Source organism: Eubacterium sp. BIOML-A2 (assembly GCF_009680135.1).
Lineage (GTDB): Bacteria > Bacillota > Clostridia > Lachnospirales > Lachnospiraceae > Faecalicatena > Faecalicatena contortus_B.
The window spans coordinates 13,424-24,319 of the sequence record NZ_WKZK01000045.1; the positions used below are offsets into that span (position 1 = coordinate 13,424).

At 47.2% G+C, this 10,896-nt stretch carries 9 protein-coding genes; 4 read left to right on the forward strand and 5 right to left on the reverse strand.

All coding sequences use genetic code 11. From position 1 onward, the window contains the following. The first annotated feature begins 7 nt into the window (after positions 1 to 7). The gene (locus GKG43_RS15350) at positions 8 to 2,080 is read left to right on the forward strand and encodes a diguanylate cyclase (RefSeq protein ID WP_055151362.1); all 2,073 of its coding nucleotides are present in this window, start codon (positions 8 to 10) and stop codon (positions 2,078 to 2,080) included. On the opposite strand, the gene GKG43_RS15355 is transcribed toward GKG43_RS15350, so the two are convergent. Then, positions 2,019 to 2,957: a DMT family transporter gene (locus tag GKG43_RS15355; RefSeq protein ID WP_082202965.1), complete on the reverse strand. Its 939-nt coding sequence runs from the start codon at positions 2,955 to 2,957 to the stop codon at positions 2,019 to 2,021. The two genes, GKG43_RS15350 and GKG43_RS15355, sit on opposite strands and share 62 nt — an antisense overlap. Before the next feature lie 858 nt (positions 2,958 to 3,815). After that, complete coding sequence (locus GKG43_RS15360) at positions 3,816 to 4,847, reverse strand: winged helix-turn-helix domain-containing protein (RefSeq protein ID WP_050640680.1); 1,032 nt, start codon at positions 4,845 to 4,847, stop codon at positions 3,816 to 3,818. Positions 4,848 to 5,095: 248 nt separating this feature from the next. On the opposite strand from GKG43_RS15360, the gene GKG43_RS15365 reads away from it, so the two are divergent. Together GKG43_RS15365 and GKG43_RS15370 are read left to right on the forward strand one after the other, a co-directional pair. Then, complete coding sequence (locus GKG43_RS15365) at positions 5,096 to 5,530, forward strand: hypothetical protein (RefSeq protein WP_197278214.1); 435 nt, start codon at positions 5,096 to 5,098, stop codon at positions 5,528 to 5,530. Between the two features lie 2 nt (positions 5,531 to 5,532). Then, positions 5,533 to 5,739 (forward strand): hypothetical protein, encoded by a 207-nt coding sequence (locus GKG43_RS15370; RefSeq protein ID WP_050640682.1) that lies wholly within the window; start codon positions 5,533 to 5,535, stop codon positions 5,737 to 5,739. Between the two features lie 102 nt (positions 5,740 to 5,841). On the opposite strand, the gene xylB is transcribed toward GKG43_RS15370, so the two are convergent. The 3 genes from xylB to GKG43_RS15385 all read right to left on the reverse strand — a co-directional run bounded on the left by xylB (position 5,842) and on the right by GKG43_RS15385 (position 8,908). Next, entirely contained in the window at positions 5,842 to 7,320 is a 1,479-nt protein-coding gene (xylB, locus tag GKG43_RS15375; protein ID WP_050640683.1) for a xylulokinase, read from the reverse strand. Positions 7,321 to 7,341: 21 nt separating this feature from the next. Then, positions 7,342 to 8,013 carry a fructose-6-phosphate aldolase gene (locus GKG43_RS15380; protein WP_050640684.1) on the reverse strand — a complete coding sequence of 224 codons (672 nt, stop codon included), beginning with the start codon at positions 8,011 to 8,013 and terminating at the stop codon, positions 7,342 to 7,344. Between the two features lie 133 nt (positions 8,014 to 8,146). Then, positions 8,147 to 8,908, reverse strand: a complete 762-nt coding sequence (locus GKG43_RS15385) for a DeoR/GlpR family DNA-binding transcription regulator (RefSeq protein WP_025655880.1) — start codon at positions 8,906 to 8,908, stop codon at positions 8,147 to 8,149. A gap of 205 nt (positions 8,909 to 9,113) precedes the next feature. Between GKG43_RS15385 and GKG43_RS15390 the strand changes: the two genes are divergently transcribed. Next, the gene (locus GKG43_RS15390) at positions 9,114 to 10,799 is read left to right on the forward strand and encodes an ABC transporter ATP-binding protein (protein WP_055151365.1); all 1,686 of its coding nucleotides are present in this window, start codon (positions 9,114 to 9,116) and stop codon (positions 10,797 to 10,799) included. Positions 10,800 to 10,896 lie beyond the last annotated feature (97 nt).

Sequence of the window (10,896 nt, forward strand, 5' to 3'; positions counted from 1 at the left end):
CAAGTGAATGACAAGCACAGAACAAAAGAAAACCATTTTAATCGTAGATGATGCGGAACTGAACCGGGCCGTCCTGTCTGATATACTGCAGGAGGATTACAATATCATTGAGGCAGCAGATGGGACAGAGGCGATTGAGATTCTGAAAAAGAATGACGCTTCCATTTCCCTGATTCTGCTCGATATTTTAATGCCAAAAATGTCAGGATTTGATGTCCTGACCATCATGCAGAAGAACCACTGGCACGAGACGATCCCTGTAGTCATTATTTCATCGGAAAGTTCCAGGGAATATATTGAAAAGGGTTACGAATACGGTGTTGTGGATTATATCAGCCGCCCCTTTGACTCGAATATCGTCCTTCAGCGTGTAAAAAATACCATCATCCTTTACTCGAAACAAAAGGAGCTGGAAGGTCTCGTAAAGGAGCAGGTGATTGAGAAAGAGAGCAACAACGCCCTTATGATCAATATCCTCAGTACAATCGTCGAATTCCGTAACGGGGAATCCGGGCTCCACGTCATCCGCATACGCATTATAACCGAGATACTTCTGGAAGCGCTGCGGAAACGTTATCCAGAGTATGCGATGGATGAATCCCATATTGCGCTGATCTCCAACGCAGCCGCACTGCACGATATCGGTAAAATCGAGATTCCGGAAGAGATCCTGAATAAACCCGGCAAACTCACTGCTGAAGAGTTCGAAGTCATGAAAACCCACTCCGCACGCGGAGAGCAGATGCTCAATGAACTGCGTTTTGGCAGCAATGAGGAACTGGTAAAATATGCAAGGCAGATCTGCCGCTGGCATCACGAACGCTGGGACGGTAATGGATACCCTGACCACCTGAAAGGGGATGCGATTCCGATCGCTGCACAGATTGTTTCCCTCGCGGATGTCTATGATGCACTGGTGAGCGAACGTGTATACAAACCTCCCTATACTCATAAACAGGCCATGCAGATGATCCTGAACGGAGAATGCGGCATGTTTAACAGCAAGCTGATTGACTGCCTCAAAGCGGTCGATACCTATCTGGAGCATGCAGTCAGCCTTCGAAGCCAGGATCCCGTACACGTGTTCAATATCAACCAGCTCTCAAAGGAACTATTTCAGAAAAAGGGTGTCAAGCTGTCCGACCGCACGCTGTTTCTCCTGGAACAGGAGCGGACCAAATATCAGTTTATCGCATCCTTATCAGAAGATGTTTTATTCGAATATGATTTCAGTACGGACACGGTCTTGTTCTCAGAGAAGTGTCAGGAAGAATTTAATTTTCCGTCTATCATAACAGATTTTGTCAAAAAGAGCCGGTTATATGGGGTCCTTGCGGAAAATGATTTTCAGGAACTGATGGAACGTATAGAGTCTACCACCCCCTCCTCTCCTGTATTTCAGAAAAGAATGCTGCTGACCACCATTAGCGGGACGCAGGAATGGTATGAATTCATGGGCCGGACGCTTTGGGCTGATAATGAAGGGAATGAAGAGCTGTACAGCTGTGTCGGAAGGATAGCGCTGTCCCGGAACGGAAAAGAACGGCAGGTGCAGGAGCTCCCCCACCGGGACGCTCTGACAAATCTGTACACACAGACAACTGCGCAGAAAATTATAACACAGAACATAACCAATAATCCGCATACAACCGGCCTCATGATCATGTTTGACCTGGATAACTTCAAAAGACTGAACGAGAAAAACGGGCACTTATTCGGGGATCAGATCTTAAAGCATATCGCCCGTCTTTCCGAAAACAATATCCGTAAAATGGATATCTGCTCACGGATCGGCGGAGACAGGTTCCTGATGTATTTCAGCGAACTCTTTTCAGAAGAATTTGTCCAGCCATACTGCGCCTCTCTTACGAAGGCTCTGACGCAGAAGTATAAAGACTCCGAATACACGGTCAGCATGGGAGCCGCCATGTATCCTCAGGATGGGACTACATACGAAGAACTCTTCCGGCATACCAGGCAGGCCCTGGAGACATCAAAACGCAGAGGGAAAAATTGTTTTACCCGTTATCATGATTCTCTTTCCACACAGGGTTCTTCTCCGGAAGCTGTGCCAGAATAATTGCGGCAAACACCAGGGCACACCCAAACAGCTCTTTCGCAGAAAGTGTTTCCTGTATAATCAGCCAGCCGGTAAGCGCGGCAAATACGGATTCCAGACTTAGTATAAGCGAAGCCACCGTGGGGTCCGTATTTTTTTGTGCAATGATCTGCAGCGTATAAGCAACACCGCAGGAGAGAACCCCCGCATAGAGAAGCGGCAGATATGCATCCAGAATACTCCCCAGAGCCGGCTTCTCGCTGGCAAACATCGGCACCGCGCAGAGAATCCCGCAGATAAAAAACTGTATGCAGGAGAGCTTCACGCCATCCACTTTCGGAGAAAAATAATCAATAATCAAAATATGTAACGAAAAAACAAAAGCGCAGATGATCATCAGAACATCTCCATAAGCTATGGAGAATCCCTCTTTCATACACAAGAAATACATCCCCACAACAGCCAGTCCAACCCCTGCCCAGGTCTTCCCCCCGGCCCGCCGGCCCAGAAAAAGCCCAAGAACAGGTACAATCAAAATATACAGGGCCGTAATAAACCCTGCCTTCCCGGCGCTCGTATACACAAGCCCAATCTGCTGCAGCGAACTCGCCACCGCAAGCGCAAGCCCACAGAACAGGCCCCCGATCCAGAGCGTCTTACCGCTCTTATTCACGGCGTTCCCCTGTCCCCCTGCCTGCTCCGTCTTTTTCTTCCTGCCCATAACCCAGATAACAGGAAGCAGCACAATCCCGCCCAAAAAACACCGCAGAGAGTTAAACGTAAACGGCCCAATATAATCCATCCCCACACTCTGAGCCACAAAAGCGCTCCCCCAGATCAGAGCAGTCAGCACAAGCATCACATTATTCTTAAACTTCTGATTCCTCATCATTCTCATCCTTTTCAACAAAATAATACATGGTAAAGTATAGCACCCCCCACCACATATTACCAGACGGAATTTTGGGGGGCGGCGGGGGAATTCGACTTGATGGGACGCCGCGGGGGATTCGGAGATGGGGGGCGGCGGGGCGGGCGAAGAATGGGTAAGCGCCTAAATAAAATCTCCGGTGAAACAGGGGACGCGCGAACACTCAGAAAAAGCCTTGATGGCTTTTTCCTGCGGGTTCGCTCGATTCCCGAACTTGTGGTTCGGGAATCGGTCCCTGTTTCACCGGAGATTTTATTGAAGGCGCTTATCCCATTCTTCTTGACGCCCCGCCGCCCCCCATCTCCGAATCCCCCGCGGCTGGGTGCATCAAGGCAGAACTGCACGCTGCCAGGGTGGGAATTCCGGACGGGGGCAGCGGATTGAGCTGAACTGGTGCATCACAATATCCCCAGCCAGTTTTAGTGGCTAATTTTTGTAGTTAGTTTTTATAATGGCTTCTGGGGCCAAGACAGCTACGCCTTGCCCCTCCCCGTTCTGACCTCGTCTCCCGCCGGGATGCACCAGCCTGTGTGGATCGGGAGTGAGGGCTTCTCAGGGGACACATCCGGTAATTTCAGGGGCTTAGAATGCGCGTTAGAAACCGTTGCATCAAATCGGAAGCCCCGCATGGGCGGAATTTGCTCTCCAAAGCAAATTCCGAGACGACCTGAGCCGTGAAATTCATCAGAATTTCACGGTGAATGTCGTCGGTTCCATGCGGGGCTTCCGATTTGATGTTACGGTTTCTTCGCAAATGGCGCCCCTGAAATCACCGGATGTGTCCCCTGAGAAGCCCTCACTCCCGATCCACGCAGGCGTCCCCCCCTATAGTAGCAGTTTTTTTAGGGACTGGATGTATTTTTCTATGTTTTCTTCCTGCAGGCAGTAGTATACTTTTCCATCTTTTTTCTGAACGGTTACGAGGCCGCTGCTCATTAGGATGCTCATATGGTGTGAGGTGGTGGACGGGGAAAGATCCAGTGCTTCGGCCAGTTCTAAATTGTATTTGCTGGATTCTTTCAGGGAACACAGGATGTCCAGCTTACTCTTGTCAGCGAGGGATTTTGACTGACGGATAACTTCCTCTTTTATGCTGATCGATGCCGACTCGTTTTTCTCTAATTCTTCATTCAGTATGCCCTCGTAGCAGTGAGAATACAGCACGATCTGAATCATTGGAAATACAAGGGTTGGGTAAACGATGGGATTGTCACCGCATGTGTTGACAAGCTTCAGGAATCCGTTATTCTCATATTTAGCAAGACGTTTTAGCTGCTTTTCCAGTGGCTTTGCAACGCTTGCACGGGCTTTCTCGAATGCGGGCATATTGAGGCGTATGGTCTCAAACAGCTGTGAAAACCAGTAGTCGGGTCTTCGCAGAAGATCCAGCACATACCATTTTTCTTCGCTCTTCAGATCCGCACTGTCCAAAAATTCCAGCATAGACTTTTCATCGGGCAGCTGGGGCATATCTTTTATCTCAGGCAGCTGGGCATGCTCTACCGTATCGGTGATGTAAAATGCGATAAAACTTCTGAGCTTCATGGGATCTAACTGCTCCTCTCCCTCCAGGTACTTCCGGTTCTCTACTGCCATGGTGAGAACCATCATAAATAATTCCTGCGATGCGTTCTGGAAAAAAAAATCCTCGGAAGGCGTCTCTACCTTATACTTTTGAAAAGTTTCTATATATTTTTCCACTGTCTTTAAATGTTTATTATAAAATGTTTCGCCGTCTATCCCATAATCATCCATCGCTTTTATGACATCTGTCTTCCAGTCTCCGCCATGTGCAATGGTAAGAAGCCCCAGTATTTCAAATACCGGATCTAGTTCGTTATAAATCTCGATACTCATAAAATTCCCCCGTTCTTAATTTCATGAATATAGAATAGCATACAAGGAACGCAAAGTGCAAGCTCAGAAGAATAACTGCCAAATACGTTATTAAAAGAAACTTGGCGTTTTAAATGCTTGAATATAGATGATTTTTACCTTATACTGTAGATACAATTAAAATCTATAAATGCATTACACAAATTAATAATTGATATAGATTAGTTCTTATGACATCAGGTAAATTATTTAGATGGAGTGTGATAATATTGGTTAAGATTTATTTAGATAATTGTTGCTTCAATCGCCCTTTTGATGACCAAACACAGATTAAAATACATTTAGAAACACAAGCAAAACTATATATTCAGGCAAAAATAAAGGATGGTTTATATGGTTTAGTATGGTCTTACATTTTAGACTACGAAAATGGACGTAATCCTTATGAAGAAAAACGACGAGCTATCAGCCCCTGGAGGAAGATAGCTTCAGAGTGTATCTCCGAGGAATCTGAAGAAATCCTGATTTTTGCAGAATCACTTAGTGAAAAGGGAATTAAAACATATGATGCTCTCCACCTTGCTTGTGCAGTTTCAGCAAATTGTGACTATTACCTGACTACTGATAAAAAATTGATAAATACCCCAATACCTGAAATAAAAATTCTGAACCCGGTTATATTTGTAAATGAAATGGAGGAATAATTATGCGTACAGATGCAATTGTAAAACAGGAAGGAATGGATGCTTTGATTTCTAATCTGGGATATGTTGATGCAGAACGGTTTATTGTATTAATGAATAAGGAGCCGTTTGATTATACGAAATGGAGAGAAGCGAACCTTAATGATGGTTTAGGAGTCAGGCAGTTAAGTAAAAAAGCGCAAGAATACTCAAAAATGCAGACGGAATAACTATAAAAGCTCTGGTTTATCCAGAGCTTTTATAGTTATCCGAAAGGCACGTAATCCATGCCCTGCGGGCGGATTTGCGCTCCCATGCCGCCAATTCCCCGCTCAGAACATTTTGTATACAGATTCCAGGGCATAATAGCTGGCATCAAATATTTTTTTCATCTTGTGGTAGACTGCTTCATTGTCCGTATTCGGGGTATATTCTTTCTGAATTTTAAGGAAGCGGGTGATCTCTTCAAAGCTGTGGTAAACACCTGCCCCCACGCCTGCCGTTACGGCTGCGGCTATGGAGGTTGCCTCCTCCACGTGGTCCGGGGTCCGAAGCTTTGCCTCAAATACATCCGAAAGTATCTGACACACGACATCCCCTTTGGCTCCTCCGCCCGTCAGGATCAGCGAGTCGACAGACAGGTATTTCCTGTAGGCAGCCAGGATCAGTTCCAGGTTATATGCCACACCCTCAATTACCGCACGGATATAGTCCTCTTTTGTATGGTGCATCTTGATGCCGAGAAACGCCCCGCTCGTCTCTTCATTCCAGCGGGGACAGCGCTCGCCCAGCATATACGGAAGGAAAAGCAGTTCTTTTGCCCCGGCAGGGGACTTTTCGATCATGGCGTTCAGCTCGCTATATGGTCTCCCCGGTTCTAAAAGCCCGCGTATGTAAGAATACGAACTTCCGGCCGCCTGCATGGCTCCGCAGGGCATATATTTTCCTGGGATAATATTCGCAAAGCAGAAGAAAATTTTCTCTTCATCCAGGAATTTTTCTTTTGTTGTTCCGCCGATCCAGGCCGATGTCCCAAATGTTGCAAAAAGTTCGTTGTCGTGAATACAGCCGGCGCCAACCGCGGCGCAGGGACCGTCCCCGCCGCCGCAGATAACGGGAGTACCCTCGCATAATCCCGATGCCTTGGCCGCCTCTTTGGTCACTTTTCCTATCACGTCCGTGGAATTGTGCAGTTCCGGGAGCAGACTGCGCCGGATACCGGAGGCTTCCAGAATCTCCTCCGACCAGCAGAGATTTTCCAGGTCCAGGGCATTGGTTCCTGAGGCATCCGAATAATCCGTGGCAAACTCGCCTGTCAGGCGGAATAGAATATAATCTTTCGCCTGAAGTGATCTGCTGGCTTTCTGATATACCTCGGGTTCGTGTTCCTTCAGCCACATGATCTTCTCCAGCGTATAACTGGGATTCAGGCGATGGCCTGTCAGTTCGTACATTCTGTCAAACCCGATCTCGCGGTTCAGATGTTCCGTTTCTTTTACTGCGCGCTGGTCAGCCCAGATAATAGACGGACGCAGGGGCTTTCCCTCTCCGTCTACCAACAGGCAGCCCTGCATCTGCGCGGAAAAGGAAATTGCGATTACATCCGTTTTTTCGATACCCTCTATTACATTTTGGGTCGCCCGGCAGACCGCGGCCCACCAGTCCTCAGGATCCTGCTCCGCGCAGTTCTTCCCGAAAAAATGCACTTCATAGGGAATGGTACAGCTTTTTACGAAGCGGCCGTCGATATGGAATAAAGTCGCTTTATTCCCCGATGTTCCCAGGTCATGGGCAATGATATATTGAGCCATGTAGATGCCTCCTTTGTCTTCTTATAATTCGTAAATTCTTTTATCCCCATAGGTTGCTTCCCAGTCGGCTGCAAAGCCTGCAATTGCAGAATCAATCATCGGATTTTCCACCATCTGTGTGTAAAGCTCCGGAGATACCGTCACCGCCTGGGCTCCTGCCATAAGCGCATCCATAACCTGTTGTGTGTTTTTGAAGCTGGCGGCTACGATCTTCGTCTGAATCTGGTTGTGTTCAAACAGCCATGCCATATCACCGATTGCTTTTTTACTGTCCACATTCATATTGTTCATACGGTTAAAATATGGCGCCACATAGTCTGCACCTACGGATGCTGCCAGCATGGCCTGCTGCGGCATATAGATTGCAGTCGCTGTCACACGGTTTCCACGGGATTTCAGCACCTTCATCGTCTTGATTCCTTCCTCATTAGTGGGCACCTTAATGTAGGTATCTTTTCCAAGCCTGTCTGTCAATGCTTCGGCCTCTTTCAGCATCTCCTCACATGTACTTCCTGTCACCTGCACATGGAGCTGCTTCTCTCCGATGATGCTGCGGATTTCCAGAAGGAGCGGGAAAAATTCCGCTTTCTCCTTTGCCAGTATAGTAGGATTGGATGTAATTCCCGTGATGTCATAAATGTCGTTGTACCTGCGAATGTCTTCCAGATTTGCTGTGTCCAGTATGATTTCCATAATATTGATCTCCTTTTTAATAAATTCCGCAATTTACCGCGGCTCCACCCGCGGGGCATGTGCTATGGGATAGCACCGGTTCAGGCGAACCTGAACTGGTACCCAAGATGCCCTTAGGGTATATAAAGTTGGTTTATATAGTTGCCTTTATGATATGAATGCCATGATCGACAAGATCATCCAGTACATCATCCGGAAGCCCGGAATCTGTGATCAGATACTGCACCTCATCAAGAGAGCACAGAGATACGATACCCTGTCTGGCAAATTTGGCGGATTCCGTAATAATTACAATCTCTTCTGCATTATCAGCCATATTTTTTAATGTCTCCACACGCAGATGGTTATCCCCGGTAAAACCGCTTCCCGGCCGGTATCCGTCCGTGCCTGCAAAGAAACGCTTCACATGGAAAGCCTGAGCCGTCAGCTTAGTGACAGGCCCTACTACAGACTGGGAATCCGCCTGATAATCGCCTCCCAGCAGCACAAGATGCACGTTTGGGCGTTTTCCTATGTACTCTGCCATGAAGGTGGAGTTCGTAATGATGGTGACATTCTGCTTTGTCCGGCTGAGTTCATCTGCCAGAAGAATGCAGCAGGAACCAGATTCGATCATCACCGTATCTCCGTCTGCCACGAGCGATGCAGCTGCTTTTGCAAGCTGAAGCTTGGTAGAATGGTTTACCGCAAGCCGCCGTCTCATATCGCTGTCATCATTCAGAATGGCATGACCCTGTTCTCTTCGAAGCAGTCCACGCTCTTCCAGCTCTGTCAAGTCTTTTCGAACCGTCACAAGAGAAACCTGGCAATGTTCAGCTATTGCCGTAACCTCGCATCTTCCTTTTTCACTTAATATTTCGAGTATCTTTGCCTGTCTTTCCTCAACTTTCCCCATATGGATTCCTCTTTTCTTTCGAACGAAATATATTTATATTGCGTTTGTAAATATATTATATTACGCTTTTAATTATCAGTCAACCTTATTTTGTAAATTCGATTTATATAATATCTATTTGACATTCTTGAAATTCTATTGTATTCTATATTCATGAAATATATTTCAGTATAGTCAAATTTACATATTATAAAGGAGTCTGTTTATGAGTTTATTTAAGAAAAAAGACCGCGTCCTTTTGGCAGGCGCTGTCTTAAGCGGAGGAATCAATGCCGCACTCGCGGCTTTCATTTCCATATTGCTGCAGCAAATCATAGATGTGGCTACACAGAAAGATCTGAGCGGTTTTTCCGATTTGTTTATCATCATGCTGATTTATCTGGCAGCCCTTGGTATTATGGGATTTCTGGAAGCATTCCTTGGAAAACTGCTGCTTCGCAATGTGTCCCGTCATCTGCGGGATGACATTTTCCGAGGAGTTATCACAAAGGAGCCCGTCGCATATACCTCCCGCAACACGGCGGATTATCTTTCGGCACTGGTGAATGACGTAAAGCTGGTGGAGGAAAATTATCTGACTCCCCTCATGCTTTGTTCCCAGATGGTCGTCCTGTTCCTGTCTACGCTTGGAATCTTGTTCTATCTAAGTCCGGTTATCACAGGAATCCTGCTGGTTTTCCTGGTCCTTATGTTTTTGATTCCTGCACTGCTCGGAAAGCAGATGCAGAAACGACAGGATGCCTACTCGGAAAAATTGGCTGAATTCACGGCGAAAGCCAAAGATTACCTGAACGGATATGAGGTCATCCGCGGATACAGCATGCATTCTTATATATTTAAAAAATATCGCACCGTCAATAAGGAAACCGCGAAAAAGAAGTTTGCTGCGGATACACTTCTGGCCGTCAACGAATGTATTTCCGACATCCTCTCTTCTCTAAGCGTGATTGTTATCGTATTCGCCGCTGCATATCTGCTGCTGAAAGGACAGATAACCATGGGTACTCTGCTGGCCCTCATCCAGCTGAGCAGCATGTTTGTAACCCCGGTCGTCATGCTGATGCAGAATATTCCCAAGGTCTCCAGTATGAAACCCGTTCTGGAGCACCTTGCCCAATATGCAGAGGCGGGCAGGCAGCTGCCGGACTCTGTCATCCCAAGCGCACCCGCCTCCAGACCGGAGCCCTCTCGAAACGCAGAGAAGACAGCAGTCCAAAGACCTGCTGTTTTCCGGGACTCCCTCGTCTGCCATGATGTTACTTTTCATTATCAGGACGGCCCGGACGTCTTAAAGAACTTAAATCTTTGCATCGAAGCCGGAAAGAAGTATGCCCTTCTGGGTGAGAGCGGCTGCGGCAAATCAACATTAATCAAGCTTTTGACAGGATATTCCGGAGGTTTCCAGGGAGAAATCTGCTATGGCGGGCGGTCCGTGACGGATTTCACGCAGTCTGAGCTGAACCGTCTGGTCTCTGTAATTCATCAGAATGTGTTCCTGTTTGATGCGGATATCTACACCAATATCTGCCTGGGAGAGTGTTTTCTGAAGGAGGAACTGGAAGCTGCCCTGGAGAACAGCGGTGTCAGCCAGTTTCTGCCGGGACTCAGCCAGGGCATCTACTCTCCTGTTGGAGAAAACGGCAGCCTCCTGTCCGGCGGCCAGCGTCAGCGTGTGGCAGTGGCCCGGGCGCTCATCCGCCATACCCCGATCCTTATCATTGATGAGGGGACCTCCGCGGTGGACCAGCAGACCGCTTATGAAATTGAGAGCCGGCTGCTTGAACAGAAGGAACTTACGGTTATCACCATCACTCACCATATGAACCCGGATCTGGAAAACAGATACGATGATATTTTTCACCTTAAATCTGCAGATATCAACTTTATTTAGGATACTTTTCTTTGTCTGCGACTTTACCGCTGCCGTACACACTGATAAAGGGCTGTACACTAATCAAGTGCACAGCCCTGTTTTTTACAATCTTCCT

What these genes read in the sequence shown, in the direction of transcription:
- GKG43_RS15380 (WP_050640684.1), bottom strand. Translation starts at nt 8,013, where the DNA reads ATGGAAATCATACTGGACACAGCAAATCTGGAAGACATTCGCAGGTAC.
- GKG43_RS15350 (WP_055151362.1), top strand. Translation starts at nt 8, where the DNA reads ATGACAAGCACAGAACAAAAGAAAACCATTTTAATCGTAGATGATGCG.
- GKG43_RS15390 (WP_055151365.1), top strand. Translation starts at nt 9,114, where the DNA reads ATGAGTTTATTTAAGAAAAAAGACCGCGTCCTTTTGGCAGGCGCTGTC.
- GKG43_RS15355 (WP_082202965.1), bottom strand. Translation starts at nt 2,957, where the DNA reads ATGAGAATGATGAGGAATCAGAAGTTTAAGAATAATGTGATGCTTGTG.
- GKG43_RS15385 (WP_025655880.1), bottom strand. Translation starts at nt 8,908, where the DNA reads ATGGGGAAAGTTGAGGAAAGACAGGCAAAGATACTCGAAATATTAAGT.
- GKG43_RS15370 (WP_050640682.1), top strand. Translation starts at nt 5,533, where the DNA reads ATGCGTACAGATGCAATTGTAAAACAGGAAGGAATGGATGCTTTGATT.
- GKG43_RS15360 (WP_050640680.1), bottom strand. Translation starts at nt 4,847, where the DNA reads ATGAGTATCGAGATTTATAACGAACTAGATCCGGTATTTGAAATACTG.
- xylB (WP_050640683.1), bottom strand. Translation starts at nt 7,320, where the DNA reads ATGGCTCAATATATCATTGCCCATGACCTGGGAACATCGGGGAATAAA.